Genomic DNA, 24,748 nt, shown 5'->3' with positions numbered 1-24,748 from the left:
TCAGTGCCCCATCGGACCCGGCGGACCGGCGAACATCTGGTAGATCCAGACGAGGAATCCGTAGCCGGCCACGATGAGCACCGCGAGCAGCGGCGCCATCACGGCCGTGAGGAACAGGAAGCTCCGCACTTCCTGGGCTTTGGTGAAGGTCTCCTGGCTGCGGTCCACTTGCGTTTCCCCTTGGCTTAAGAGCGCCGCCCGTTGGCGACGCCGCTGTTGTAGCGCCGTTGTACCGGGTCTGCAACCCTTCCGCTTTGATTCCGGTCAGGTCCGCGCCATTCCGTTTCGCCCCCCGCCTCTGTTACCGTGCGAACAGGGCCGCGCGGGCCCCTCCTTTTCCCCCTCCTTCATCCCCTTCCACGATGATCTCGCCGCAGCCGTCCCGTTCCACCGCCGATCCCCGCGGTGCCGTGCTCGCCGCGGCCGCGCTCACGGCGGACGGGCCGCTGCCGCCGGGGACCGGGGACCACGGCCTGCTCTTCGGAACGCGGCGGGGCCTGCTGAGCCTGGACGCGGGCGACAGCCGCTGGGTCGTGCCGCCGGGCCACGTCGCGTGGGTGCCACCGTCGCGGCTGCGGCACGCGGGGCGGCATGGCGAGTTCGACGGGTGGTGCGTGACGGTGGCCGAGTCCGCGTGCGCGGACCTGCCGGGCGCCGCGTGCGCGCTGCGGTCGTCGGGCCTGCTGAACGAGGCCGTGCTGCGCGCGTGCACATGGGACGAGGGTCCGCTCGATGCGGTGCGCTGGCGGCTCGCCGGCGTGATCCTTGACGAGATCCGCACGCTGCGCCCGGCCGAGTTCGGTCTGTCGATGCCCCTCGACCCGCGCCTGCTCTCGGTGGCCGGCGGCCTGCTCGGCGACCTGGCCGGCGCGCGCAGCCTCGACGACTGGGCGGCCGAGGCGGCGATGCCCGCACGCACCTTCACGCGCAACTTCGCGCTCGAGACCGGCTGCAGCCTCGCGGACTGGCGCCAGCGCGCGCGACTGATGCGCGCACTCGAATGGCTCGCCGAGGACCGCCCGGTGGCGGACATGGCGACCGATCTCGGCTACGACAACGTCAGCGCGTTCATCGCGATGTTCCGCCGGGCCACCGGAGTGACACCGAGCCGGTACGCCGATCAGCCGCTCGCGGGGAACAGCGTCTCGATCGCACGCGAGACGCCGCCGTAGCCCGTGCAGCGGCACACGTTGCCGCACAGCGAGGCCGCAGCCTCGGCACGGTCGGGCAGGGTGGGATGTGCATGCAGCCAGGTCATCGCCATGACGAGTCCCGCGTTGCAGTATCCGCACTGAACGGCACCGCAGGCTGCGAGCGTGTCGCGCACGGGCGCGCTGCCGGGGTCGGCCGCGACCGACTCGATGGTGGTCACGCGACGGCCGTCGAGTTGCCAGGCCATCACGAGGCACGCGTTGACGGGTTCGCCGTCGAGCCACACCATGCACGCCCCGCAGCGTCCGATCTCGCAGCCGGGCTTGGCGCCGGTGAGCGCGAGGTCCTCGCGCAGGATGGCGAGCAGGCGGCGGTCGGCGAGGCCGTCGTGGCGGACCGGTTCGCCGTTGACGTGGAAGGTCACGGGCATGGGGCACGCTCCAGGAAGTCGAGCACGTCGTCGGGCCGCACCGGGAGCCGCTCCACGGGCATGGACAGGGCGGTGGCGATGGCGTTGGCGACGGCCGGGGTGGCGATGTTGACGCCGATCTCGCCGGCCCCGCGCGGGCCGACGGTGTCGCCGTCGGGCACGTTCTCCACGGCGATCACTTCCAGGGCCGGGCTGTCGGCGAGCGTGGGGACGAGATAGGTGTCGAGGTTGCGGGCGCCGTAGCGGCCGCCCGTCATCGGCAGGTGTTCGGTGGTCGCGAGGCCGATGCCCATCAGCGCGCCACCCTCCATCTGCCCCAGGAAGCCGGCGGGCGAGGCCACGGGGCCCAGCGCGGCGGCGATCACGAGGCGTTCGACCCGCACGGCCCCGGTCCAGGTGTCCACGGCCACCTGGCACAGCGCGGCGCAGGCGCCGAACACGAAGTGCGCGGACTCGATCGCGCTCGGTGTTTCCTCGGCCGTGAGTTCGATCTCGGCCACGGGGGCGTCCGGACCGAGGATCGCCGCGACGGTGGTCCACGGCCAGCGCAGGCCGGACCGGTCCCACAGGCCGCCCGCGCCGAAGCGCAACGGGCCGGCCGGTTCGCCCAGGCGTGCGGCCGCGAGCGTGAGCAAGGTCTCGCGCCACTGCGCACCGCGGGCCTCGAGCGCGCGCCAGACGAGGGTGGTGGCGCGCGAGGCCGCCACCGGACCCGAGTCCGGTGTGCGGGCCGAGTCGCCCAGCACCGGGTGCACGTCGGACGCCGCGCACCCGAGGTGGCGGGCAGCGAGGGCCTGGATCGCGCCGACAAGGTTCTGGCCCAGTTCGGTGAAGCCGGCGCGCAGCTCGATGCGCCCGTCGGCCCCGAGCGCGAGGTCGATGCGCGAGCTGTTGGGGCCGCCGCGGCCGAAGCCGTCGCTGCGGTGAACCAGGGCCAGACCGACACCGCGGCGCCAGCGGCCGTCGGTCCACGTGCGCGGGCCGGTCCACAGCGGGTACCGCGACACCACGTCGAGCGCCCGTGCCGGGCCGTCGAACGGTGCCACCACCTGGCCCAGCGGGCCCGGGGCGTCGGGTGCGGCGAGGTTGAGCGCGCGGAACGCGGCCGGGTCCGAACCACAAGCTCGCGCCAGGCGGTCCATCTGCTGTTCGAGAGCGAACTGCACCTGCACGGCGCCGAAGCCACGGAAGGCACCGGCGATGCCGTTGTTCGTGTACGCGAGACGCGCGTCGATGGCGACCGCATCGTGCCGGTACGGGCCCACGGCGTGCTCCTGGGCGGCATCGAGCACCTCGGGTCCGTGCGTGGCATAGGCGCCCGTGTCGGCGAGCACCCAGGTCTCGTGTGACCGCAGGCGGCCGGCCGCGTCGCAGGACGTGCGCATGCGGATGCGCATCGCGTGCCGCTTGACACCGAGGTCGGTGGACTCGCCGCGGCGCAGGTGCAGGCGCACGGCGCGGCCGGTCTTCCATGCGAGCAGCGCGGCGATGGGCTGCACGGTCAACTCGTCCTTGCCGCCGTACGAGCCGCCGACGGGCGTGCCGATCACGCGCACGCGGCCGGCGGGCACGGCCAGCATCGCGGCGATCACCTGGCGGTCGCGCTCGGGGTTGTGGCAACCGAAGCGCACGACCCAGCCGCCCGCGCCGTCGGGTTCTGCCACGCCGCCCTCGGTCTCGAGGAAGGCGTGCATCTGGCGCGGGCTCTCGTACGTGGTGTCGACGACGTGGAGGCCCAGTCGCTTCGCCGCATCGAGGTCGCCGCGCTGGTGCCGGGTCGCGTGCAGCAGGTTGCCGCGTTCATGCACCGGCGGGGCGCCGGGCGCGAGCGCGGCTTCGGCGTCGTCCACCAGGGGCAGCGGCTCGTAGACGACCCGGATGCGGGCGAGTGCTGCGTCGGCCAGCTCGCGGGTGGTGGCCGCCACCGCGGCGACCGGGTCGGCGATGCAGCGCACCTTGTCGTGGCACAGCACCGGGCGATCCACCACGCGCAGCCCGTAGTGGGTGGTGCCGGGGATGTCGGCGGCCGTGACGATCGCGACCACGCCCGGCATCGCGGCCGCCTCGGTGGTGTCGATCGAGACGATGCGGGCGTGGGGGTGGGGGCTGCCGAGGATCGCGCCGTGCAGCTGGCCGGGGGCGATGTGGTCGGTGGGGTACCCGGGCCGGCCCGCGAGTTTGGCGGCGGCATCGGGCCGGGGCGGGGTGGCGGCGGACAGCTCGGCGTGGGAGCGCAGCTGGTGCGGGGTCATCCGAGGTGGCCTTCGATCAGGCGCCGGGCAAGGCGGGCGCGGACGGGGTCGCCGAGGTCGGCGAGGCAGGCGTCGGCGAGGCCGCCGTGTTGCAGGGCACGTTCGGCAGCACGCAGCCGGCGTGCGGCCAGGCCCGCACCGACGGCGGCGAGGCGCGTGCCGTCGGGCCCGTCGACGATCGCGAGGGTCAGGCGGCTCGGCGAAAACGCGGCACGGTGGCCGGCCTTCTCGAACACGGATCGTTCACGCGCGGTCCGGGTGTCGATCCACAGCGCCACGACGAGTGGCAATGGATCCTGTGTGAACACGTCCAACAGCGGGACCACGCGGCCGTCGGCGAGTTCCGCCCCGGCGTCCAGCACGAGGAGTGGTGCCAGCGCATCGCCGTACCGCCAGCCCACGTTGCCCCCGAGCGTGGCCAGGTGGCGCACGCCGATCGCGGCGATCTCGCCGCAGGCCGACACGAGCAGCGGGGCGCCGGCTCGCACGGCGGGGTCGTGGCGCAGCGATTCGAGGCGGCTGGCGGCGCCGATGCGCAGCCGGTCGCCATGCCGCGTCACCCCTCGGGCCGCGGGCAGCGCCGACACGTCGACCAGCGTCAGGTCCGGCGCGGCGCCGTTCCAGCCGAGCTGCAGCGCGGTGCCGCCGGCCACGAAGGTGCCCCTGGCACCCAGCGTGTCGCGCCGGGCCTGCGCCCCGGCGGCGTCCGTGCAACGTTCGACCGCCAGCATCGCGGCGTCAGCGCGTGGCCCAGAAGGCGCGCTGCATCTCGACCGTCTCGGCGGCGATCTCGGGCACCGGCCCGATCAGCTCGACGGGCTTCTGCCCATGCTCGAACACGTAGCGCGACGACACGCTCATCGTCGGGTTCTCGCCGTGGTCGCCCGTCTCCGCGAGCAACTGCTCCTCGGTCATGCCGAACACCACGCGGCCGATGTTGGCCCAGTACGCGGTGCCTGCGCACATGCAGCACGGCTCCACCGCGGTGTAGAGCGTGCAGCCCCACAGGAACTCGGGCGTGTAGTTGGTGGCGGCGACACGCGCGAGCGTCGACTCGGCGTGGTTGACCGTGTCGATGTTGCACTGCTCCAGCAGCACGGTCTCGTGGTCGGGGCCGACCAGCACCGCGCCGAACGGGTGGTGGCCGAGCGACATGGCGCGGCGGGCCACGTCGTTCGAGCGGCGCAGGTGCTTCAGGATCTGTTCGGGGCTGGGCGCGGAGGACATGGAAGGACCTTTCAGTTCGGAGCCGACAGGCTCCACGGGAAGAGGCGCCGGTGCAGCCAGACAATCAGCGCGTACAGCAGCAGGCTGCAGCTGACGAGCAGCGCGAGCGCGGCGAAGGCCACCGGCACCTTGAAGGACGACGTGGCGAAGAGGATCAGGTAGCCGAGGCCCTTTTCCGCGGCGACGAACTCGGCGACGACGGCGCCGATCACCGCGAGCGTGATGGCGACCTTCAGCGCGGCGAACACGTACGGCACGGCATAGGGCAGGCGGATCTGCGTGTACTCGCGCCAGCGCGGCGCGCGCAGGGAGCGCGACAGCTCGATCAGCTCGGCCGGCGCCGCGGCGAGGCCGGTGGCCGTCGAGATCACGAGCGGGAAGAACGCGATCAGCGTCGTGATGACCACCCGCGGCAGCGTGCCCGCGCCGAGCGTCACGACGATGATGGGCGCGATGGCGACGATGGGCGTCGACTGCACGACCACGAGCCAGGGCATCAGCGTGCGCGACAGCAGTGGCGACTTCGTGATGCCGATGGCGAGCGGCAGCGCGATCGCGATGGCCGCGGCATAGCCGAGGAGCGCGACCTGCAGCGTGGCGGCCAGGTGTTCGAGCCAGCGGGGCAGGCCCAGGTCGATCGCCGAGATCACGATCGCGCTGGGCGCCGGCAGCACGAACACCGGGACCTGGAAGACCCGGCAGCCGGCCTCCCAGCACAGCAGCACGACGGCGAACGCCAGCAGCGAGGCGTGGCGGTTGAGCAGGGACTTCATGGCGGCCTTACTCGGGTTTGCGCGAGAACACCTTCACGCGGATCTCGTTGGCGAGGTGCGTGAACACGGGGTCGGACAGCGTCGCGAGGTTGCGGGGCCGGGGCAGCGGCACGTCGATGATCTCGGCCACGCGCCCCGGCCGGGCGCTCATCACGACGATGCGGTCGGACAGCAGCAGGGCCTCCTGGATCGAGTGGGTGACGAACACCACCGTCTTCGGCCGCTCGGACCAGATGCGCAGCAGCTCGAAGCTCATCTCGTCGCGGGTCAGCGCGTCGAGTGCAGAGAACGGCTCGTCCATCAGCAGGATGTCGGGGTCGTGCAGCAGCGCCCGGGCGATGGCCACGCGTTGCTGCATCCCGCCCGACAGCTCGGCCGGCCGCTTGCGGGCGAAGTCGGCGAGTCCCGTCACCGCCAGCAGCTCCTGCGCCCGCGCGGTGTCGCGGGCGTCGACGCGGCCGTACTTGTGGCGCATCGGGAACGTCACGTTGTCGAGCACGTCGAGCCAGGGCAGCAGCGTGGGCCTCTGGAACGCGAACCCGATCTCGTCGCGCGGCTCGGTCACCGGCATGCCGAAGATCGAGACCGTGCCGGACGTGGGCCTGAGCAGCCCGCCCACGAGCCGCAGCAAGGTCGACTTGCCGCAGCCCGACGGCCCGATCACCGAGACGAACTCGTGGCGGCGCAAGCCGAGGTTCACGTCCTGCAGCGCCACGACGGGGCTGCCGTCGCTGGACGTGAAGGTCTGGCCGACGCCGGCGAACTCGATGACGAGCCCGGCGTTCGAGGCCGTGGGGGCGGGGACGGCGCTCACGTGGGGATCACTTGCCGAGGAACGAGCGGTCGACGAGCTTCTCGGGGTCGACCTTGGCCGGCGCATAGTCCATCGACTTCGCGACCCAGCCCCACGTGGCGGCGAGCAGCTTCGGCTCGAACTTGCCGAACCCTTCGCGCTGGGTGATCTCGTTCTGCAGCAGCGGGATCGACGAGCGGAACTCGGCGGCGATCACCGCCACGTCGGCCTCGGGCACCACCGACTTCAGGTCGGCGGCGGCCTTGTCCGGGTTCGCGATGGCGAACTGCAGGGCCTTGTTGAGCGCGCGCAGGTAACGCTTGAGGGTGTCGGGCCGCTCCTTGATCAGCTTGTCGCTCGCCATCGCCGACCAGCCGTAGCCGTCGAGGCCGTACGAGGTCCAGGGCACCACGACGAGGTCCTTGCCGGCCTGCTTCAGCACGCTCTGCACGGCCGGGGCCACGGTGACCCAGTTGATCGTCGCGTCGACGCGGCCCTGCGCGAGCATGGGCGCGAGGGTGCTCGGGTCCACCTTCAGCAGCTTGACCTTGGACGGGTCGATGCCGTTGCTCTCGAGCACCACGGGCCACAGCGAGTTCGACGACGAGAAGGTGGACGTGGCCACGGTCTTGCCGGCCACGTCCTTCAGCGACTTGATGCCGCTGCCCGGGGTCGTGAACAGCGAGTCGGGCTGCTTCGAGTACAGCGACATCACGGCCTTGACCGGCACGCCGCCTTCGGCTGCGGCCATCATCAGCGCCGAGATGCCGCCGAAGCCGACGTCGGCCGCACCGGAGCCCACCTTCGTGATCGCGTCGGCCGAACCGCGGCCCGGGAGGATGGTCACGTCGAGCCCCTCGGCGGCGAAGTAGCCCTGCTTGAGGCCGGCGTAGACGAAGCTCTTGTCCCCGCCGGGCAGCCAGTCGAGCTGCACGGTGAGTTTTTCGGCGGCGTGGGCCGACCCGAGGGCCGCGAGGGCGAGGGAGGCGAGGAGGGGGCGCAGGTTCATGGCGGTGGTGGCGGGTCAGTGGGTGGGCGGGAGGGTGAGCAGGCGGCGCGCATGCAGCGCATCGAGTTCGGGCACGAGGAGGCGGGTCAGCCGTTCCGGCTGCGCGAGCTGGGGCACGTGACCGCAGTCCAGCGAAAGGTGTTTCGTTCCGGGCGTCAGCCGCAACATCTCGTGCTGCAGCGGCGGCGTGACGGAGCGGTCCTGCGTGCATTCGACGTACACCCGCGGCACGCGGCCGAAGCGTTCGGCGGAGAGTCGGTTGACCATGCGCCGGCCGCTCTCCGGCTGGGGGCGCAGCAGCGCGATGGCGTCGCGGGCGGCGGACGGGTCGCAGTCCTGCACGAAACAGGCGAGGGCGCCTTCCGGGCGGACGGTGGTGGTGTCGGCCGCGGTGTCGTGATCGAGGAACGGCGAGATGCCGGCCACCTCGGCGCCGGGGTCGGCGGTCGCGACGCCGTGCACCAGGTCCACGAACGAGACACCGGACGGCAGCATCATCCCGGCCAGGTACACGAGCGCGGTGACGCGGTCGGGCAGCGCCTCGGCCACCTGCGAGGCCGTGATGCCGCCGCCGCTGTGGCCCAGCACGACGGCGGGGCGGCCGAGCGAGACGACGAGGCCGGCGACGTGGGCGGTGTAGTGCGCGAGGCTGGCCGGCGCGTGGCCCTGCGGGCCCCAGCCGTTGCCGGGCAGGTCCACCGCGTGCACGTGCCAGCCAGCGGCTTCCAGCATCGGCGTCCACGCGGCGAAGGACCACCGTCCCTGCCACGCGCCGTGCACCAGCACGAGGTGCTTGGTGGGGTCGCGCTCAGCCATAGGTGCGGCGGTAGCAGGCCTTCAGGTGTTCCTCGACGGTGACCGGCGGGAACTTCGGCGACTCGCCGTCGGCGAGGCACGTGGGCAGGCATTCGACGAGGTGCATCGGGTTGCCGGTGAAGAAGAACGGGACCGAATGGCGCTCGCGGCCGGAGACGTTGATGACCCGGTGCAGCGTCGAGTGGTAGCGGCCGTTGGTCCAGCGGGCGAAGAGGTCGCCGATGTTGACGACGTAGGTGCCCGGCACCGGCGGCGCGTCGATCCAGCGGCCGGCGGCGGCGTCGCGCACCTGCAGGCCGCCGGAGTCGTCCTGCAGCAGCAGCGTGACGCCGCCGAAGTCGGTGTGTTCGCCGCAGCCCTTCTCTCCGGGCGACGGGTTGCCCGGCTGGGGCGGGTAATGCAGCAGGCGCAGCGTGGCGGCGGCCTCGGTCAGGTAGCCCTCGAAATGGCCGGCGGGCAGGTCGAGCGATTCGGCGAGCGCGCGCACGATGGTCGCGCCGAGCGCGTGCGCCGTCTCGAAGTACGTCGTCATCGTCTCGCGGAAGCCGGGCAGGTCGGCGGGCCACTGGTTCGGGCCCATGTTGAAGCGGCCGGCCCGCACCCGCGGGTCGTCGGAGGGCACTTCCTCGCCGAGGTAGAAGCTCTCCTTCAGATCGGGCGGGGCGCCGGCTTCGAGCGTCTGAGCCCGCAGCGGCTCGTAGCCGCGGCTGCAGGCCGACAGCGACTTGTCGAGCGCGAGCTTCGCGCTCATCGGCTGGTCGAAGAAGGCCTCGGTGGCCGCGAACACCTCGGCGATCAGCGCCTCCGGCACGCCGTGGTTGTGGATGTAGAAGAAGCCGCGCTCCTCGCACGCGGCGCGCAGCGCGCGGGCGACACCGGCGCGGGCGGCAGTGTCACCGTCCCGCAGCGGGCCCACGTCGATCAGGGGCAGGCCGAGGGGGGCGGAGGTGGGAAGAGGGGACATGGCTGCGAAGTCATCGGGTCGATGCGACGCAGTCTAGGAATTCGGGGGTGAGCGCGATAGCGCAGAGTTTGGCTCGGGGTGCTGCCGAAACGGCATCAGGCGGATTCCTCGGCCTCCCGCCGCTCGATCTCCTCGGCCACGATGCGGATGAAGGCGTCGAGCGCCGGGGGCAGGGTGCGGCCGGCGCGCACGTAGACGCCCAGCTCGGTCAGCAGCCGGCCGGGTGACTTCAGCGGAACGTGCACCAGGCGGCCCTCGGCGAGTTCGCGCTCCAGGCCCAGCCGGGTCTGGAAGGCGATGCCGAGGCCACGGCCGGCGAGGGTCTTCGCGAGCTCGATCGACGCCGTCTCCAGCAGCACGGTCAGCGCGCGCTTGTGGTGGGCCAGCACCGGTTTCATCTGCGCGTGGATCGACAGCTCCGGCGACGCGAGGATCAGCGGATAGCGCGCGCATTCGGCGAACCCGACGTGGGGCAGCTCCGCGATCGGATGGTCGGCCCGCACCACGGCGCCGAGGGCGAACTGGCCCACGGCGCACTGGCGCAGCGTCTCGTTGCGGGCGAGCGAGAAGCCGATGGCGACGTCGGCATCGCCATCGGTCACCGCCGTGGCCGTCTGCGCCGAGCCGGCGGAGCGCGCGTGGATCTGGATCGTCGGGTAGCGCGTCAGCATGCGTTCGAGGCAGGCCGGCAGCAGGTCGGCGTTGAGGCCCTCGACGGACATCACGCTGAGCGCACCGCGGCGGATGCCACGGAGCATCTCGAGCTCGCCCACCATGCGGCGCTCGTCCTGCAGCACCGTGATCACGTGACGGGAGAACACCTCGCCCGCCGCGGTGAGCTTGAGGCCGGTGGGCATGCGCTCGAAGAGCGGGGCGCCCACCTGCTCCTCGAGCTGCAGCAGCTGGCGATTCACCGCCGAGGACGCGAGGTGCAGGCGGCGGGCCGCCTCGCGGATCGAACCGCTGCGGCGGATCATGTCGAAGTACGCGAGGGCGCGGGCGTGGATGTGCATCGGGACGGTGGGAACTGCGGGGGACGACGTCCCGATGCTCTCACGCCCGACGGGTCAGGCGCACACCAGCATCGCTGCCTCGATGTCGAACGAGTCGTCGGCCTGCACGTTGAAGTGCCGCCGCACCTCGGCCGGCGCCTGCTTGAGCAGCCCGCGCAGCACCGCCACGCGGTCGGCCGGCGTGCGCATGCGCGCCACCCAGCTGTCGAACTGCATCGGCAGCGGCCAGGCCTCCTGGTACGCGATGGAGAACCCGGCTTGATCGAGGTGGGCGTCCCACTGGGCGATGGAATGGTCGCGCACGTGGGACGCGTCGCGCAGCAGTTCGAGGGTCTGGAGGTGCGAGTCGAGCAGCGGGTCGTCGGGGGACACGATGTCGATCACGACGAGGCGGCCGCCCGGCTTGAGCACGCGGCGGATTTCCGCGAGGCCCGCGGCGAGGTCGGCCCAGTGGTGGGCGCTGTAGCGCGTGCACACCGCGTCGAAGCTGGCGTCGGCGAAGGGCAGGGCTTCGGCGGAGGCCTGCTGCGTGGTCAGGTTCGCGAGGCCGCGCCGTTGCGCCTCGTCGCGCACGGCGTCGAGCATGCCGGGCGAGAGGTCGCTCGCGACGACCTGGCCCACGCCGGGCGCCACCGCGAAGCTCAGGTGGCCGGCGCCACAGCCCACGTCCAGGACCCGGCCCGCGCCCCGCAGCAGCGCCGCGGTCTTTGCGAGGTCGGCGCCCTGGGCGTGGACAGGGCTCGAGAGGTAGGCGGCGGCAACGGGGCCGAACTGGCGGTCGACGTGTTGGTCATGGGAAATCATGGGGACTCCAGGGCTGGGGAGATGGCATCATCGGGCGACTCCGATCCTGGTACAAGACAACTGCTCATACTGGTATTACCACTGCCATGACCACCCCGTCCGCTGCCGCATCGGCCACCCTGCTCGGCGAGTTCGTCCGCAACCACCGCGAACGCATCACACCCCAGTCCGTCGGCCTGCCACCGGGCTTCCGTCGCCGTGCCAAGGGCCTGCGCCGGGAGGAACTGGCCGCGCTGTGCGGCATCAGCCCGACCTGGCTCACGTGGATCGAACAGGGCCGCGCACTGTCACTGTCGGCCGGCACCCTGGCCGCGCTGGCGAAGTCGCTGTCGCTGAACCCCGCGGAGCGGGCGTACCTGTTCGACCTGGCGGCGGTGCGCGATCCCGCCTCCGGCGACGTGACTCCCGGCGAGGCCGCCGCGGCGGCGCTGAGGGCGTCGCTCGCCGAGGCCGTGGCGAGGTTCCGGTCGCCTGCGTACGTGCTCGACGCCGAGTGGAACGCAGTCGCCTGGAACAAGCCCGCCGCCGCGCTCTTCGAGCGCTGGCTCGGCAAGCAGGCCACCGAGCGAAACCTGCTGAACTACATGTTCCTCGACCCGGACGCACGGACATTCATCGCGGACTGGCCCGAACGCGCCCGCCGACTCGTCGCCGAGTTCCGGGCCGACCGCCGGGCCGGACTCCAGGAGAAAGCCACGCGGACCCAGGTGGCCACGCTGCGCCGGGCCAGCCCCGACTTCGACCGGTTCTGGTCGGGCCAGGACGTGCTGGCGCGTGAAGGGGGCGAACGGGTGTTCCTGCATCCGGTCCAGGGGCGGGTGGCGTTCAGGCAGTTGACGTTGCAGGTCGCGAACTCACCGGAGCACAAGGTCGTGTTGCTGACCTGAGGGGCGCTGAGGCCGCCGCTTGGTTGGCATTGGTGATGTATGAAATGCCTACAATGTGCGTTATGTAAACTATCCGATCAGCGTCCCAAGCCCTGGCTGTCGGCGCCAACCTCAGGCAGCCAGCAACGCCTTCTGCAGCACCTTGCCCCGCCCGCCCAGCACCAGGGCTGCGACAGCCGCCCGGCCTTCCGCATCCAGCGCAGTCCCGGTGGCCGCGAGCTGTTCGTTCAGCAGTTCCAGCAGCCCGGCCGTGTCCTTCGGCGGCTCTTCGGGACGCGCACGCAACAAGGCCGTGACGAGCCGGATCACGGTGTCGGCCATCGCCGGTTCGATGCGCAGCGTGGCTTCGAAGCTCTTGCGCCACCGGGCCGCCTTGACACCGCCCTCGGCCAGCAGGCGTGTCATCGTCTCCTGCAGGCCGGCCTCGTCGAGGCGGCCGGTGGCCCACATCGCGACGAATGCGTCCACCGCCAGCGCGGTCTGCCCCGGTTCGCGGCCCGCAAGGGCCACGGCCAGCAGCAGTTGGGCCATCGGGCCTGGCGGCACCGTGGGGTCCAGCAGCGGTGCCAGGTAGGCGCGGTCCTGCCATCGGGCCTCGCTCCAGTCGAGGTTGTTGCCGATGGCGCGTGCGCCTTCGGCGAAATGGGCGGACAGGTCGCTCGGCACGATTGCGGCCGACAGGTGCACGAGGCCTTCGTCCTGGCCGGAGAAGCTCAGCCAGCCCCAGGTCCGGTAGTACGGCAATTCCGGGTCGGGGTCGGGATGGCGCCGGCTCGCGAGGGGCATCGGCCGGGCCTGGCGAGCCGGCTCCACGTCCACCATGAGGTCGACGAAATGGTAGGTGTCGTACTCTGCGTGAGTCCGGTGGTGGATGCGCCAGCTGTAGGCCGCCACCCGCGCGCCGTCGGGATCGTCCGGCAACACGGGCGACAGGGCCGGATCGTCGGTGCCGGGGTGGCGTGCGCGTGCGGCGGCGGCCCACAGCATCGGGTCGCCGTCGGTGGCCACGTCGTCACCGAGCGCGTGGCGCAGCGCCCGCGTGAAGGGCGTGTCGGCCAGCGCACGTGCCGCGAGGCGCACGCCGGCGTCGGCGCCCGGTGCCAGCCTCAGCAGGGCCAGCGCCTGTTCGTCCACCGGTGACTCGGCGCCCTTCCCCACGTGCAGGCGCACCCGCTCGACCAGCACGGCCGGGTCGATGACCCCGCGCCGGTGGGTGGGTGACGCGAGGGGCACGAGGCCGTGGCCCTGGGCCGCCAGTGCGATGAATCCGTCGATGCGGTCTCCGAGCACACCGTACAGCGGGCTCTCGCCCAGGTCGGTGAACGCAGCGCGGTGCGTGAGGCGACCTTCCACCACGAACACCAGCAGCCGCGCGAGTTCGGCCGCGATGGGCGTGCGAACCCGGCCGGCGCGGCGCATCACCGGACCGAAGGCCGGGATCATGTCCTCGGACAGTGGCGCCCGCTGCACGAGTGCCGCCGCCACCTGTTCGAAGGTGTCGACGTCGGTGCCGTGTTCGAAGACGTGGGCCACGGCCTCGACGAGGCGGAGCACATCCTGCGGCGTCGCGAGACGGCGGGAGGGATCGAGCACCGTGATCGTCACCGCGGGCACGGCAGACGCGGGCTGCACGGATGCGGCCGGAGCCGCCTCGCCGAGCAGCGCCGCCACGCGGGCCCGCTGGCTGGCCGCGATGCCCGGCGCGTGGGCTTCGAGTTCCACACGCACGGCGTCCGTCACACCCCAGGCCTCGACCCGGTCGAGGATCTTCTTCAGCAGGTCCGGTGCGTCGAGCACGAGACCGCCGCACACGGCGAGCGCGGCGGTCTCGCGAAGACCGGGGTCACGCGCCACGATCGCATCGAAGCGCTTCAGCGCAGCATCCAGCTGCTTCTTGTTGCCCGAGGCCATCACCGGCACCAGCGCCCGCGCGAGGTCGGCGGCGTCGAGGTGTCCGGCGGCGTCCAGCGCGGAGACGGCCTCCAGCGCGAGGGTCACGGTGGGAGGGATGCGGCTCGACAGCAGCGCAAGGTACCGCGCAGTATGCGGCGCCATCTCGGCCGGCGTGGGAGCGATCTCGCCGTGGAACCGGGAGAACCAGCCGGCGCGGAACTGCGGCCAGTCGCGCGACAACGTGCCGAGCACCCGCGACAGCAAGGTGTCCCGGGAGAAGCGTCCCTCGGCGCACAACGAGAGCAGCTTCGGCCCCCAGTAGTTCGCTGCGTACTTGTCGAGGCTCGCCAGGTTCAGCTCCGGCGTGCCTTCGACGTCGAGCACCCGCAACGCCACGTCGGCGAGGCCGGGGTCGGCGGTGAAATACGTCTCGAAGATCTCGCCGCGGCCGCGGCCTCGGCAGCGGTCGGCGAGTGCCAGCAGCCCGAGGGCGTAGGCATCGGAATCGGGCCGGGGGATCAGGCCGGCGGCCACCAAGGCCTGGACGTCGGTGATTCGCCACGTGGAGCGGGCCAGTGCGGCGTCGGCGAAGCCGGACAGCCCCGGGAGGTCGAACTCGCGGGCCAGCGCCACGAGGGCATCGCCTGCGACCCAGCCCGCGGAGGCCAGGTCGTCAGCGTCCCCACACACGGCCAGGGCCGTGTCGGCGGCAAACAGCTGCTCGTCGGTGGGACGGCCCACCCACTTGACCCCGTTCACCGCCCGATCCTCGAAACGGGAGGCCTTCATCAGCTTCGACAGACGGGCGACGGCGGCGCGTTCCTTGCGCCGTTCGTCGACGGTCAGGGCACGCAGCGTCGCGAGCACGGCGTTCTGGTCGGCGGCGACGATCCGGTGTTCGAGCGGGGTCGAGGGTTCGAAGGTGCGGCTCATGGCGTTCCGAGGGACTGGGCGGCTTCGACCGCGAGGACGTGTTTGCAGGGGCCGCGGTCGCCCTGGTGCCGTGCGAACCACGGGCAGGTGCAGCGCAGCTGGCCGTCGGCCTCGCGCACCTGGTGCAGCACGCCCTGGCTGTCGACCGTGGCCGACAGCGGGGCCCGGCCGGTGAGGGTCACGGCGCCGGCCTGCAGCAGCGCGCGCGCGTCACCCAGGCGCGGGTGCAGGTCCTCGGCCAGCGACAGGTCGAGCGGCAGTTCGCGGTGGAAATAGCGCCCCTCGGCGAGATCGAAACCGACGAGGCCGCTGGCGCCGAGCACACGGAGGTGGTCTTCCACCTGGTCGCGCGGCTGGCCCACCTGGGCGGCCAGTGCGTCGGCATCGAGCGACGGCGCCCATTGCAGCTGCGCCCGCACCGCCGCGAGGCCGGTGCCGTCGTCGCCATGGCGCAGCAGCGCCCGCAAGGCCTGGCCTTCGCCGGAGAAGCCACGCCAGGTCTCGGCGCTGGCCGCGAGCGTGAAGCGGGCCGTGCCGAAGTCCAGCACCCAGGCCGAAGCCTGGCCCGCCGGGTCGGCGTACACCCGCAGCGACTTCGCCCGCGCCAGCAGCGGCTGGAACACGCGCAGCCGCGCGATCTCGGTGATGCGCACCCCGGCGTCCACCGGCCGCGTGGTGCTCATCAGGCCCGCCGGGCCGCGTGCGATCCACAGCGGCGTGCGCGAGGTCGACGCCTTCGGCAAGGTGCGCATGAAGCGGTTCACCTCGACGGCACTCGCGTCCAGCCGCGGCACCATCGAGGCCATGTACGACTGCACCTCCAGCAGGCCGCGCACCCAGCGCAGCGGCAGCGCCACCTTGCGTTCGACCACGGCGTGGTCGCCGCTGTGCAGCGTCAGCGCGTCGCGGCCGACCGAGATCGCGAGCCCCCGGGTGTCGGAGACCTGCGCGAGCGCGGCACGCATCGGCGCGTTGAAGTCGACGTTGGTGGTGCCCTTGCCCACCACCTCGCCGTCGTACGCTTCGGGCAGCAGGTCGACCCGCGCATAGGCGCTGCCGCACGACGAGAACCCTTCGAAGCGCAGCTGCCCTCCCCCGGCCGTGACGACCGGGTCGGCGAGTGCGATGGCGAGCGCCACGCTGTTGGCCGGCGTGAAGAAGCGGCTGCCCACGACGATCTGCAGCGTGGTCAGCAGTTCGGCGGTCAGGCGCGGCGCGAGCAGGCGGCCCTCGAAGAAGTGCGGGTGGGCCTCGCCCCGCGCGTCGGCGGTGGCCAGCACGAGCTTCGGGCGGTCGCCGGCCTCGACGAAGGACGGGTGGGCATAGCGGTACGGCTGGGTGACGGAGCTCACCGGCGATCTCTCCCCGCGGGTCGGCCGCCCGCGTCAAGTCGCATTGTGCCTACTCCGTGAGCGCCCTCGCCGTCTCTGCCGCCTGAGTGGTGTCATCTCCTGCACCGAAAAACGCCCCTGTTGGGGTCGAACAGGTTCAATTCGGAAATGCTCCGAACGCAGTCATCCCGACCGCAACCTCTTTGACGACGCTCGCACTCTGCCGCAGCGCCTCTCTTTCGACGGCATCGAGTTCCGGATACGCCACGAGGTGCGCTCCCGTCGCATCGATGACCATCGGCAGCGACACACAGACATCCGGCACCCCTTCGACCTCCGGCTGCACCACCCCCACCGACAGGATCAGATGGCTGTTGTGCACGATGGCCTGGCAAATGCGGCCGATGGCGCTGGCGATGCCGTACTGGGTGGCGTCCTTGCCTTCCTTGATCTGGCGGGCGGCTTCGTGGACCGAGCGCAGCAGCAGCGCCCTGCTCTGCGGGCCCAGTTCCTTGCCGGCGCGTTGCAGGTAGGTGTCGAGCGGCATGCCGGCGACGGTGGCGCCGGACCAGTGGATGAGCGCGGATTCACCGTGTTCGCCAAGCACGTAGGCGTGGATCGCGGACGGGACCACGCCCAGCCGCTGTGACAGCAGCGCCCGCAGCCGGGCGGTGTCGAGCGAGGTGCCGGTGCTGATGACCCGGCCGGGTTCGCAGCCGAGCCGTGCACGGACCACCGCGGTCAGCGGGTCGCAGGGGTTGGTGGCGATGACGTAGATGGCATCTGGCGCGAGGGGGGCGACCTGGTCGACGACGCTGCAGGCGATGCGGGCGTTGGTCTGGACGAGGTCCAGGCGCGTCTGCCCGGGTTTCACGCCGACACCGGCCGTGATCACGACGATGTCGGCGCCGCGGGCGTCCGCGAACTCGCCGGCGCGCACGCGGTCGTGGCCCCAGAAGGCGGTGGCATGCGCCAGGTCGAGGGCCTGGGCGTCGGCCCGCACGCGCTCGATGTCGACGATGACGATCTCGGCGCCGGGCAAGGCCACGGCGGCGAACAGGGCCGCCGTACCACCGACCACGCCGGCGCCCACGATGAGGATCTTCGGTTGGCGCATGGCCCAGTGTGCGCCCGTGGCCGGCGCCTGCCTACTGCCTTTTGGTGCTACGCCACCTTCGCCGTGTCCGCCACGATCTTCGTCAGCGTCTCCAGCATCACCTTCACCTTGAACGGCTTGAGCACGATGCGCGAGACGTGCATCTCCTTCAACGCCAGCACCAGTCCGGCGTCGACGGTCGCGGCGGTGACCGCGATGGGTGTCTCCGGCGGACAAGCCAGCACGCCATCCCGCAGCCGCTGGATCAGCGCCAACTCCTGACGGTCGTCGCCGACGGACACCAGGCACGCGTCGAAGGACCGGTGCTCGAGCATCTGCGTGGCGCTGTCGAGCGACGTGGCCTCGACGATGTCGGCGATGCGCAGCTCGCGCGCGACGGCGGCCACGGTGTGGCGCAGCACGAAATAGGGCTCCAGCAGAAGGAGCCCGGGCAAGGTGTCATGTCGCATCGTCGCCCTTCCCTTGCCCCGCCAGTTCCATCACCACCAGGTCCCGCAGGGCGTCGAGGATGGCCCGGTCCGTCGCGTCGAATTCCCGAGGCCGGCGGTCCATGACACACAGCGCGCCCATCACGTGGCCGTCCGGCATCACGAGCGGCGACCCGGCGTAGAAGCGCAGTCCCACCTCGTCGATCAGCACGGTGTTGTCATGGAAGCGCTCGTCGGCGGTGAGGTCCGGCACCACGAGGCCTTGCGGCTTGTCGAGGAGATGGCCGCACACCGAGTTGCCTCGCGGCATCTCGCACGGCTCGATGCCCACCCGGGCCTTGGCCCATTGCCGGTCGTGGTCGATCAGGCTGATCTGGGCGACGGGCATGTCGAACTCGTCGGCGGCGAACGCGACGATCCGGTCGAACCGCGCCTCGGGCGGGGTGTCCAGGATCAGCAATTGGTACAACGCCTGCAGGCGCTGGGCATCGTTGTTGGGGATTGGAGCGGGAATCATCGTGACGACATCATCGGACGAAGCGGTGCCCGACTTGAGATCGCCGCGCCGGCGGCGGGGCCATGCGGCGGGATCAGGCTGGCACATGCCTTGCGTGCCCTGCCGCGTCTCCAACCACCGTCCCCACCCCATGACGTCCCGCCGCATCCTGCTCGTCACCGCCGCCCTGCTGGGCCTGTCCGCCCCCCTCGCCCACGCCCAGGCGAAGCTCAAGGTCGCCGCGATCTACACGGTGCCGTTCGAGCAGCAATGGGTCAGCCGGATCCACAAGGCGCTCAAGGCCGCCGAATCCCGGGGCGAGATCGAGTACAAGGCCACCGAAAACGTCGCGAACGCCGACTACGAACGGGTCGCCCGCGAGTACGCCACGCAAGGCAACCAGCTGATCGTCGGCGAGGCCTTCGGGGTCGAGGCCGCCATCCGCAAGGTCGCGAAGGACTTCCCGAAGGTGGGCTTCCTGATGGGCAGCTCGGGCAAGCCGCAGGCGCCGAACTTCTCGGTGTTCGACAACTACATCCAGGAGCCTTCGTACCTCGCCGGCATGGTGGCCGGCGGCATGACGCAGTCGGGGAAGATCGGCATGGTGGGCGGTTTCCCCATTCCCGAAGTGAACCGCCTGATGCACGCCTTCATGGCCGGCGCGCGCGAGGTCAACCCGAAGGTGCAGTTCTCGGTGACGTTCATCAACTCGTGGTTCGACCCGCCGAAGGCCAAGGAAGCCGCCTTCGCGATGATCGACAAGGGCGCCGACATCCTCTACGCCGAACGGTTCGGCGTGAGCGACGCGGCCAAGGAACGCGGCAAGCTCGCGGTGGGCAACGTGATCGACACGCAGGCCCAGTACCCCGACACGGTGATCGCGTCCGCGCTGTGGCACATGGAGCCGTCCATCGACCGCGCGCTGCAGCTCGTCAAGGCCGGCAAGTTCGCCGCCGAGGACTACGGTGTCTACTCGACGATGAAACACCAGGGCGCCTCGCTCGCGCCGCTGGGCACGTTCGAGAAGAAGGTGCCGGCCGAGCTCAAGGCGAAGGTCGACGCGAAGCAGAAGGCCATCCAGGGCGGCACGTTCGCCGTGAAGGTCGACGACTCCCAGCCCAAGGCCGCCTTCAATTGACCGGGGACCTCGCCCCGGTGCTGCGCATGCGGGGCATCACCCGCCGCTTCGGCGACGTGGTGGCCAACGACGGCGTCTCGCTCGACCTGCACGCCGGCGAGGTGCTCGCACTGCTCGGTGAAAACGGCGCGGGCAAGTCCACGCTGATGGCCATCCTGTTCGGCCACTGCGTGCCCGATGCCGGATCCGTGGAGGTGTCCGGCCGGCCGCTGCCGTCCGGGGACACCCGTGCGGCGCTCGCCGCCGGCATCGGCATGGTGCACCAGCACTTCACGCTGGCCGACAACCTCACGGTGCTGGACAACGTGATGCTGGGCACCGAACGCCTCGGTTCGCTGGTCACGCGGCGTGCGGCGGCCCGCGCCCGGCTCGACGAAGTCGCCCGCGCCTCGGGTCTGTCGGTGAACGCCGGCGCCCGGGTGGCCGACCTGTCCGTGGGCGAACGCCAGCGGGTCGAGATCCTGAAGGCGCTGTACCGCGGCGCGCGGGTGCTGGTGCTCGACGAGCCCACGGCCGTGCTGACGCCGCAGGAGAGCGAGAGCCTCTTCGCCACCGTGCGCCTGCTCGTCGCCCAGGGCACCGCGGTGATCTTCATCAGCCACAAGCTCGACGAAGTCATGGCCGTGTCCCGGCGCGTGATGGTGCTGCGCGCCGGACGGTGCGTGGCCGAGGCGGCCACGGCCGCGACGAACAAGGCCGAACTCGCCCGCTGGATGGTGGGCGAGGCCGTGGCCGGGCTGGACACCGCACCCGTGCCCCGCGCGCCCGTCCCTGCCGATGCGCCGAGGCGGCTGGTGGTGACGGACCTCGTGGCCCGAGGCATCCGCACCCGCCTCGACCGGGTCTCGTTCGACATCGCTGCCGGTGAGATCCTCGGCATCGCCGGGGTCTCCGGCAATGGCCAGGCCTTGCTCGCCGAGGTGCTGGCCGGCGTGGCCGAGGCCGACGCGGGACACCTGACGGTCGACGGCGAACCGCTGCCCGAGGGGCCGCGGGCCGTGGCACGGCATGGGGTGGCCCGGGTGCCCGAGGATCGCCAATCGGTCGGTGTGGTGGGCGACCTGCCGGTCTGGGAGAACCTGTGCGCCGAGGCGCTGGCCACGCCGGTGCTCTCCCGCCGGGGCTGGGTGCGCCGCGGTGCCGCGCGGGCCTACGCCCAGGCGGCGCTGAAGGCGTTCGACGTGCGCGGCGCCACGCTCGACCGGCGCACGCACGCGCTGTCGGGCGGGAACATCCAGAAGCTCGTGCTCGCGCGGGTGCTGCAGCGGGCCGACGGCCAGTTGCCCCGTGTGATCGTGGCCCACCAGCCCACCTGGGGGTTGGACGTGGGAGCGGTCGCCTTCGTCCACGGACTGCTGCGCTCTGCCCGCGACGCGGGCGCGGCGGTGCTGCTGATCTCCGACGACCTCGACGAGATCGAACGCCTGGCGGACCGCATCGCGGTGATGAGCCACGGCCGGCTGGGGACGGCGCGGGCGACCGCATCGTGGACCCGGGAACAGTTGGGCCTCGCGATGGCCGGCGAGACCTCGGAGGTGCCCCATGCGCCTTGAAGCCCGCGCCCACCCGGGCTGGCACGACGCGCTGCGTGCCGGCGTGCTGGCCCTCGTGGCCGTGATGGCATTGGCCGCCGGACTCGTGGCCGTGGCCGGCGCCCCGGTGGGCCGCACGTTCGGCCTCGTGCTGGACGGCGCCTTCGGCTCGGTCTTCGCCTTCACCGAGACCCTCACGCGCGCCATCCCGCTGATCTTCACGGGCCTGGCCGCCACCATCGCGTTCCGGGCGAGGCTCTTCAACATCGGCGCCGAGGGGCAGTTCTATGCGGGCGCCATGGCCGCCGTGGCGGTGGGCGGAGGCGCGCTCGGCGAGCCGTCGCCCGCCGTGTTCCTCGCGATGATGCTGGCTGCCGCCATGGTCGGCGCCCTGCTGCTGCTCGGCCCGGCGCTGATGAAGCGGCAGTGGGGTGTCGACGAGGTGGTGACGACGCTGCTGCTGAACTTCATCGTGCTGCTGGGCGTGAGCGCGCTGCTCGACGGGCCGATGAAGGACCCGCTCGCGCTCGGCTGGCCGCAGAGCGTGGCCCTGCCCCCGGAACTCGAACTGTCGCGCCTCGTGCCGCAGACCCGGGTGCACAGCGGCCTGCTGATCGGCCTCGCGGCCGCGCTCGGGCTCTGGGCGTTGCTGCGGTTCACCACCTGGGGCTTCGACATCCGCGCGACCGGCGCGAACGTCCGCGCCGCTGCCTATGCCGGCGTCCCGGTCACGCGCACGACGATCCTGGTCGCGCTGCTGTCGGGTGGGCTCGCCGGCCTGGGCGGTGCCGTGGAGGTCGCCGGCCGGGCCGGCTACGTGACGCTCGACATGTCCCCGGGCTACGGCTACAGCGGCATCGTGATCGCCATGCTGGCCGGGATGCACCCGCTGGCCGTGGTGGCCGCGAGCGTGCTCGTCGCCGGCGTGCTCGTCGGTGCCGACAGCATGAGCCGCCAGGCCGGCGTGCCCACCTACCTGGCCGACGCCGTCGTGGCCGGCGCCCTGCTCTCGGTGCTGGCCGCCGCCATGCTGAGCCGCTACCGACTGAGGTTCGACACCCGATGAACACCGTCCTCGACCTGCTCGTCAGCGCCCCGTTCTGGGTGGCGGTGCTGCGCGTGGCCACGCCGCTCGTCTTCGGCACGCTGGGCGTGCTGTGGTACGAACGAGCCGGCGTGCTGAACCTCGGCATCGAAGGCCTGATGGTGGTGGGCGCGTTCTCGGGCTGGTTCGCGGTGTTCCTGGGCCTGCCGCTGTGGGCCGGCGTGCTGGTCGCCGCGGGCGTGGCCGCGCTGTTCGGGGTGCTGCACGCGTTCCTCACCGTCACCCTCGCGCTGTCGCAGCACGTCGCGGGACTCGGCATCACGATGCTGGCCACCGCGCTCTCGTACTTCGCCTACCGCGTCGCCTTCCCGAAGGTCAGCACGCCGCCCACGGTCACGCCATTCGCACCCATGGACTGGCTGCCGATCCCCGTGCTGCGCGAGCAGACGCCGCTCACGCTGCTGGCCCTCGTGCTGGTGCCGCTGCTGGCCTGGGTGCTGTACCGCACGCCCGCGGGCCTGGCGCTGCGCATGGCAGGCGAGAACCCGAAGGCGGTGGACAGCCAGGGCATCTCGGTGGCGCGCGTGCGATATGCGGCGGTGGTGTCCGGCTCCGCGCTGATGGGCGTGGCCGGGGCCTTCCTGACCCTGGCCGCGTTCAACGCGTTCTTCTTCAACATGGTGAACGGGCGCGGCTGGGTGTGTGTCGCGCTGGTGGTGTTCGCCGGCTGGCAGCCGGGCAAGGCGCTGCTCGGCGCCCTGCTCTTCGGCTTCTTCGACGCGCTGCAGTTGCGCCTGCAGCAGGCCGATGCGGGCGCCCTGCCCCACCAGGTCTACCTGATGCTGCCCTACGTGCTGTCGATCGTGGCCCTGGTGGTGGCCTCGCGGCGCGCCCGGGCACCGCAGGCGCTGATGAAGCCCTACATCGCCGGGGAACGCTGACCGTTCAGGACCCCGGCCGCTCCGGCGGCGGCCCGAAAGCGAAATCGGGCAGCGACAGCGTGGCCTCGGCCACCTCCAGCAGCCGCCGGTTCTGGTCCATGGAAGTCTTCTGCAGCGCGCGGAAGGCCTCTTCCTCGTTCATGCGCAGGCGCGACATCAGCACCCCCTTGGCCCGCTCGATCACCTTGCGCTCGTGCAGCGCGCGCCGGGCCGAGCCCAGCTCCAGCTCCATGCTGGCCAGGCGCGCGGCCTGGGTCTGCAGCACGTCCAGCAGCGAGGCGGATTCGCCGGGCGCCGCGGTCACGAGTTCGGGGACGGCGCCGGGGCTGCCCTCGGCGTCGAAGAACCGGTCCACCGCGTGGGCGTGGGCCGGCGGGTTGTCGCGCACACGCCGCAGCAGGCCTTCGACGTCGTGCAGGTCCTGCTCGGCGTCGCGGATGCGGGCCTCGCATTCCTCCCGCAGGCGCTTCATCAGTTCGACCTGCAGTTGCCACAGCTGGTCGATGCGGGCGCTGCTGACCTCGAACCAGGTGTCGCTGAGGTTGCTGTCCAGCGTGGCGCCGGACTTGGCGGTGCACAGCGTGCGGCGCAGCCGCTCCAGCCGCGCGACGGCCGGCGCGAGTTGCTGCTGCTCCCAGGCGGACTTCTGGTCCGCCGCGGCGAATTCGGAGAACACCTTCAGGTAGCGTTCCTGGGCGTCGATCAGGTGGACCACGCGCTCCTGCTGCACGTCGTTCGACACGCCCGAGGCGAACAGCAGCGCCCCCAGCGCCCGTTCCTGCCCCGCGGCTTCCTGCGTCTGCACCAGGTGGAGGAAGGCGACCAGCAGGCGCGAGATGCTGGGCAGCAGCGCGGCGTCGGCCACCTGAACCACCAGCTCGATCAGTCCGGCGATGCGCCGGCTGTACGCGGCCACCGAACCGTGGGCGGACAGCGACTGGGCGTCGATCTGCGCACGGAGTTCATCGAGGGAATCGAGGCCCAGCAGCACCCAGGCCATCAGCGAGAGCATGCCGGCGGTGGTGCCCTGCGCCGGGTCGAGCTGCGCGGCGAACAGCTCGCGCAAGCGGGCTTCCAGCGGACGCGCCTGCTCGATGGTGGCGCGGCGCACCTCGCCGAAGCGCTGGCCCGACGAGGCCAGGTAGAGGCTGGAGGCGCCGCGCTCGCGCTGCAGCGCCTGGATCACCTGGCCGATGACGTCGGCCAGCTCCGCCCGGCGGGCGAGGTGGCGGACGGCATCGATCTCGAACCGCCGGGCCTGCAGCACGAACTGCGAGGCGGACAGCGGGGTTGGGTCGGGCATGCACACACTCCTGGATCAAGGCAACGGGTCACGGCCACGAAAGGTGCCGTTCAGGTCGCCATTGTCCCTCGTTGTGTGCCCTCGGCCGCACCCGGGGTGCGGCCTGGCGGCGTTCAGGCCAGCGCGAGGCGGACCCGCCCGTCCTCCACGCTCACCGCATGGGCACGCACCGAGTGCTCCGGCGCCTCGAGGCACTCCCCGGTGCGCAGGTCGAAGTGGTTCTTGAACAGCGGCGAGGCGACGACGATGCGGTCGCCCAGGTTGCCCAGCAGCCCGCGGGACAGCACGCTCGCGCCGGACTTCGGGTCGACGTTGTCGATCGCGAAGAACTGGTCGGCGTCGAGGCGGAAGACCGCCACGTGCCGGTCGCTCACGAGGGCGGCCACGCCGGTGCCCGGAAGGATGTCGCCGGCCGCGCAGATGTCGGTCCAGGTCGAAGAAGTGGTGCTCATGAAAATCTCCTCTCGCGTG

The 24,748-nt window shown here is 71.8% G+C and carries 25 protein-coding genes; 6 read left to right on the top strand and 19 right to left on the bottom strand.

The genetic code is table 11. The annotated features are described in order from the left end of the window. The gene (napE, locus tag A4W93_RS14930; RefSeq protein ID WP_085751351.1) at positions 1-168 is read right to left on the bottom strand and encodes a periplasmic nitrate reductase, NapE protein; all 168 of its coding nucleotides are present in this window, start codon (positions 166-168) and stop codon (positions 1-3) included. Between the two features lie 194 nt (positions 169-362). Between napE and A4W93_RS14925 the strand changes: the two genes are divergently transcribed. Beyond that, positions 363-1,172: a helix-turn-helix domain-containing protein gene (locus tag A4W93_RS14925; protein WP_085751350.1), complete on the top strand. Its 810-nt coding sequence runs from the start codon at positions 363-365 to the stop codon at positions 1,170-1,172. Here the strand turns inward: A4W93_RS14925 and A4W93_RS14920 are convergent. From A4W93_RS14920 to A4W93_RS14870, 11 genes are all read right to left on the bottom strand, one after another. Continuing rightward, positions 1,121-1,582, bottom strand: a complete 462-nt coding sequence (locus tag A4W93_RS14920) for a (2Fe-2S)-binding protein (protein ID WP_085751349.1) — start codon at positions 1,580-1,582, stop codon at positions 1,121-1,123. The genes A4W93_RS14925 and A4W93_RS14920 overlap by 52 nt on opposite strands. Next, positions 1,573-3,834 carry a xanthine dehydrogenase family protein molybdopterin-binding subunit gene (locus A4W93_RS14915; protein WP_085751348.1) on the bottom strand — a complete coding sequence of 754 codons (2,262 nt, stop codon included), beginning with the start codon at positions 3,832-3,834 and terminating at the stop codon, positions 1,573-1,575. Before A4W93_RS14915 ends, A4W93_RS14920 begins: the two co-directional genes overlap by 10 nt. Continuing rightward, positions 3,831-4,565: an FAD binding domain-containing protein gene (locus A4W93_RS14910; RefSeq protein ID WP_085751347.1), complete on the bottom strand. Its 735-nt coding sequence runs from the start codon at positions 4,563-4,565 to the stop codon at positions 3,831-3,833. Before A4W93_RS14910 ends, A4W93_RS14915 begins: the two co-directional genes overlap by 4 nt. A 7-nt stretch (positions 4,566-4,572) precedes the next feature. Further along, positions 4,573-5,061 carry a nucleoside deaminase gene (locus tag A4W93_RS14905; protein ID WP_085751346.1) on the bottom strand — a complete coding sequence of 163 codons (489 nt, stop codon included), beginning with the start codon at positions 5,059-5,061 and terminating at the stop codon, positions 4,573-4,575. An 11-nt stretch (positions 5,062-5,072) separates the two neighbouring features. Next, positions 5,073-5,834 (bottom strand): ABC transporter permease, encoded by a 762-nt coding sequence (locus tag A4W93_RS14900; RefSeq protein ID WP_085751345.1) that lies wholly within the window; start codon positions 5,832-5,834, stop codon positions 5,073-5,075. Between the two features lie 7 nt (positions 5,835-5,841). After that, the gene (locus A4W93_RS14895; RefSeq protein ID WP_407081686.1) at positions 5,842-6,648 is read right to left on the bottom strand and encodes an ABC transporter ATP-binding protein; all 807 of its coding nucleotides are present in this window, start codon (positions 6,646-6,648) and stop codon (positions 5,842-5,844) included. Positions 6,649-6,655: 7 nt separating this feature from the next. Next, entirely contained in the window at positions 6,656-7,636 is a 981-nt protein-coding gene (locus tag A4W93_RS14890; protein WP_085751343.1) for an ABC transporter substrate-binding protein, read from the bottom strand. Positions 7,637-7,651: 15 nt separating this feature from the next. Beyond that, positions 7,652-8,452, bottom strand: coding sequence for an alpha/beta fold hydrolase (locus A4W93_RS14885; protein WP_085751342.1), 801 nt, complete (start codon positions 8,450-8,452; stop codon positions 7,652-7,654). Further along, positions 8,445-9,416 (bottom strand): isopenicillin N synthase family dioxygenase, encoded by a 972-nt coding sequence (locus A4W93_RS14880; RefSeq protein WP_085751341.1) that lies wholly within the window; start codon positions 9,414-9,416, stop codon positions 8,445-8,447. The genes A4W93_RS14885 and A4W93_RS14880 overlap by 8 nt, the downstream gene beginning before the upstream one ends. A gap of 95 nt (positions 9,417-9,511) precedes the next feature. Then, positions 9,512-10,429 carry a LysR family transcriptional regulator gene (locus tag A4W93_RS14875; protein ID WP_085751340.1) on the bottom strand — a complete coding sequence of 306 codons (918 nt, stop codon included), beginning with the start codon at positions 10,427-10,429 and terminating at the stop codon, positions 9,512-9,514. Positions 10,430-10,483: 54 nt separating this feature from the next. Further along, complete coding sequence (locus tag A4W93_RS14870) at positions 10,484-11,233, bottom strand: class I SAM-dependent methyltransferase (protein WP_085751339.1); 750 nt, start codon at positions 11,231-11,233, stop codon at positions 10,484-10,486. 86 nt (positions 11,234-11,319) lie between these two features. Here A4W93_RS14870 and A4W93_RS14865 point away from each other — a divergent pair, with 86 nt between their 5' ends. Continuing rightward, positions 11,320-12,120, top strand: a complete 801-nt coding sequence (locus tag A4W93_RS14865) for a helix-turn-helix domain-containing protein (protein WP_085751338.1) — start codon at positions 11,320-11,322, stop codon at positions 12,118-12,120. 111 nt (positions 12,121-12,231) lie between these two features. Here the strand turns inward: A4W93_RS14865 and A4W93_RS14860 are convergent, their stop codons facing one another. The 5 genes from A4W93_RS14860 to A4W93_RS14840 all read right to left on the bottom strand — a co-directional run bounded on the left by A4W93_RS14860 (position 12,232) and on the right by A4W93_RS14840 (position 18,453). Next, positions 12,232-14,946, bottom strand: a complete 2,715-nt coding sequence (locus A4W93_RS14860) for a DUF6493 family protein (RefSeq protein WP_085751337.1) — start codon at positions 14,944-14,946, stop codon at positions 12,232-12,234. After that, complete coding sequence (locus A4W93_RS14855; protein WP_085751336.1) at positions 14,943-16,298, bottom strand: SWIM zinc finger family protein; 1,356 nt, start codon at positions 16,296-16,298, stop codon at positions 14,943-14,945. The genes A4W93_RS14860 and A4W93_RS14855 overlap by 4 nt, the downstream gene beginning before the upstream one ends. Before the next feature lie 136 nt (positions 16,299-16,434). Next, on the bottom strand, positions 16,435-17,394 hold the full coding sequence (locus A4W93_RS14850) for a lactate/malate family dehydrogenase (RefSeq protein WP_085751335.1): 960 nt from the start codon (positions 17,392-17,394) through the stop codon (positions 16,435-16,437). A gap of 47 nt (positions 17,395-17,441) precedes the next feature. Further along, entirely contained in the window at positions 17,442-17,843 is a 402-nt protein-coding gene (locus tag A4W93_RS14845; RefSeq protein ID WP_085751334.1) for a DNA-binding transcriptional response regulator, read from the bottom strand. Then, positions 17,833-18,453, bottom strand: coding sequence for a GAF domain-containing protein (locus A4W93_RS14840; protein WP_320409198.1), 621 nt, complete (start codon positions 18,451-18,453; stop codon positions 17,833-17,835). Before A4W93_RS14840 ends, A4W93_RS14845 begins: the two co-directional genes overlap by 11 nt. A gap of 16 nt (positions 18,454-18,469) precedes the next feature. On the opposite strand from A4W93_RS14840, the gene A4W93_RS14835 reads away from it, so the two are divergent. From A4W93_RS14835 to A4W93_RS14820, 4 genes are read left to right on the top strand one after another with little or no spacing between them, the layout of a single operon-like run. Beyond that, a complete protein-coding gene (locus A4W93_RS14835; RefSeq protein ID WP_085751332.1) occupies positions 18,470-19,456 on the top strand; it encodes a BMP family protein in 987 nt (328 codons plus the stop codon). A 26-nt stretch (positions 19,457-19,482) separates the two neighbouring features. Next, positions 19,483-21,009, top strand: coding sequence for an ABC transporter ATP-binding protein (locus A4W93_RS14830; protein WP_085754184.1), 1,527 nt, complete (start codon positions 19,483-19,485; stop codon positions 21,007-21,009). Then, positions 20,999-22,054 (top strand): ABC transporter permease, encoded by a 1,056-nt coding sequence (locus A4W93_RS14825; protein ID WP_085751331.1) that lies wholly within the window; start codon positions 20,999-21,001, stop codon positions 22,052-22,054. The genes A4W93_RS14830 and A4W93_RS14825 overlap by 11 nt, the downstream gene beginning before the upstream one ends. Continuing rightward, the gene (locus A4W93_RS14820) at positions 22,051-22,974 is read left to right on the top strand and encodes an ABC transporter permease (RefSeq protein WP_085751330.1); all 924 of its coding nucleotides are present in this window, start codon (positions 22,051-22,053) and stop codon (positions 22,972-22,974) included. Before A4W93_RS14825 ends, A4W93_RS14820 begins: the two co-directional genes overlap by 4 nt. A gap of 4 nt (positions 22,975-22,978) precedes the next feature. On the opposite strand, the gene A4W93_RS14815 is transcribed toward A4W93_RS14820, so the two are convergent. Continuing rightward, positions 22,979-24,277, bottom strand: a complete 1,299-nt coding sequence (locus tag A4W93_RS14815) for a nitrate- and nitrite sensing domain-containing protein (RefSeq protein ID WP_085751329.1) — start codon at positions 24,275-24,277, stop codon at positions 22,979-22,981. A 113-nt stretch (positions 24,278-24,390) separates the two neighbouring features. After that, positions 24,391-24,729, bottom strand: a complete 339-nt coding sequence (gene nirD / locus A4W93_RS14810) for a nitrite reductase small subunit NirD (protein WP_085751328.1) — start codon at positions 24,727-24,729, stop codon at positions 24,391-24,393. Between the last annotated feature and the right edge of the window lie 19 nt (positions 24,730-24,748).

Origin of the sequence: Piscinibacter gummiphilus, from assembly GCF_002116905.1 — a bacterium.
Taxonomy (GTDB): Bacteria; Pseudomonadota; Gammaproteobacteria; order Burkholderiales; family Burkholderiaceae_C; genus Rhizobacter; species Rhizobacter gummiphilus.
Note: the sequence above shows the minus strand (reverse complement) of the source record. Positions and strands in the feature narration are given on the sequence as shown.

What these genes read in the sequence shown, in the direction of transcription:
- A4W93_RS14925 (WP_085751350.1), top strand. Translation starts at nt 363, where the DNA reads ATGATCTCGCCGCAGCCGTCCCGTTCCACCGCCGATCCCCGCGGTGCC.
- A4W93_RS14920 (WP_085751349.1), bottom strand. Translation starts at nt 1,582, where the DNA reads ATGCCCGTGACCTTCCACGTCAACGGCGAACCGGTCCGCCACGACGGC.
- A4W93_RS14915 (WP_085751348.1), bottom strand. Translation starts at nt 3,834, where the DNA reads ATGACCCCGCACCAGCTGCGCTCCCACGCCGAGCTGTCCGCCGCCACC.
- A4W93_RS14910 (WP_085751347.1), bottom strand. Translation starts at nt 4,565, where the DNA reads ATGCTGGCGGTCGAACGTTGCACGGACGCCGCCGGGGCGCAGGCCCGG.
- A4W93_RS14905 (WP_085751346.1), bottom strand. Translation starts at nt 5,061, where the DNA reads ATGTCCTCCGCGCCCAGCCCCGAACAGATCCTGAAGCACCTGCGCCGC.
- A4W93_RS14900 (WP_085751345.1), bottom strand. Translation starts at nt 5,834, where the DNA reads ATGAAGTCCCTGCTCAACCGCCACGCCTCGCTGCTGGCGTTCGCCGTC.
- A4W93_RS14890 (WP_085751343.1), bottom strand. Translation starts at nt 7,636, where the DNA reads ATGAACCTGCGCCCCCTCCTCGCCTCCCTCGCCCTCGCGGCCCTCGGG.
- A4W93_RS14885 (WP_085751342.1), bottom strand. Translation starts at nt 8,452, where the DNA reads ATGGCTGAGCGCGACCCCACCAAGCACCTCGTGCTGGTGCACGGCGCG.
- A4W93_RS14880 (WP_085751341.1), bottom strand. Translation starts at nt 9,416, where the DNA reads ATGTCCCCTCTTCCCACCTCCGCCCCCCTCGGCCTGCCCCTGATCGAC.
- A4W93_RS14875 (WP_085751340.1), bottom strand. Translation starts at nt 10,429, where the DNA reads ATGCACATCCACGCCCGCGCCCTCGCGTACTTCGACATGATCCGCCGC.
- A4W93_RS14870 (WP_085751339.1), bottom strand. Translation starts at nt 11,233, where the DNA reads ATGATTTCCCATGACCAACACGTCGACCGCCAGTTCGGCCCCGTTGCC.
- A4W93_RS14865 (WP_085751338.1), top strand. Translation starts at nt 11,320, where the DNA reads ATGACCACCCCGTCCGCTGCCGCATCGGCCACCCTGCTCGGCGAGTTC.
- A4W93_RS14860 (WP_085751337.1), bottom strand. Translation starts at nt 14,946, where the DNA reads ATGAGCCGCACCTTCGAACCCTCGACCCCGCTCGAACACCGGATCGTC.
- A4W93_RS14850 (WP_085751335.1), bottom strand. Translation starts at nt 17,394, where the DNA reads ATGCGCCAACCGAAGATCCTCATCGTGGGCGCCGGCGTGGTCGGTGGT.
- A4W93_RS14845 (WP_085751334.1), bottom strand. Translation starts at nt 17,843, where the DNA reads ATGCGACATGACACCTTGCCCGGGCTCCTTCTGCTGGAGCCCTATTTC.
- A4W93_RS14835 (WP_085751332.1), top strand. Translation starts at nt 18,470, where the DNA reads ATGACGTCCCGCCGCATCCTGCTCGTCACCGCCGCCCTGCTGGGCCTG.
- A4W93_RS14830 (WP_085754184.1), top strand. Translation starts at nt 19,483, where the DNA reads ATGCGGGGCATCACCCGCCGCTTCGGCGACGTGGTGGCCAACGACGGC.
- A4W93_RS14825 (WP_085751331.1), top strand. Translation starts at nt 20,999, where the DNA reads ATGCGCCTTGAAGCCCGCGCCCACCCGGGCTGGCACGACGCGCTGCGT.
- A4W93_RS14820 (WP_085751330.1), top strand. Translation starts at nt 22,051, where the DNA reads ATGAACACCGTCCTCGACCTGCTCGTCAGCGCCCCGTTCTGGGTGGCG.
- A4W93_RS14815 (WP_085751329.1), bottom strand. Translation starts at nt 24,277, where the DNA reads ATGCCCGACCCAACCCCGCTGTCCGCCTCGCAGTTCGTGCTGCAGGCC.
- nirD (WP_085751328.1), bottom strand. Translation starts at nt 24,729, where the DNA reads ATGAGCACCACTTCTTCGACCTGGACCGACATCTGCGCGGCCGGCGAC.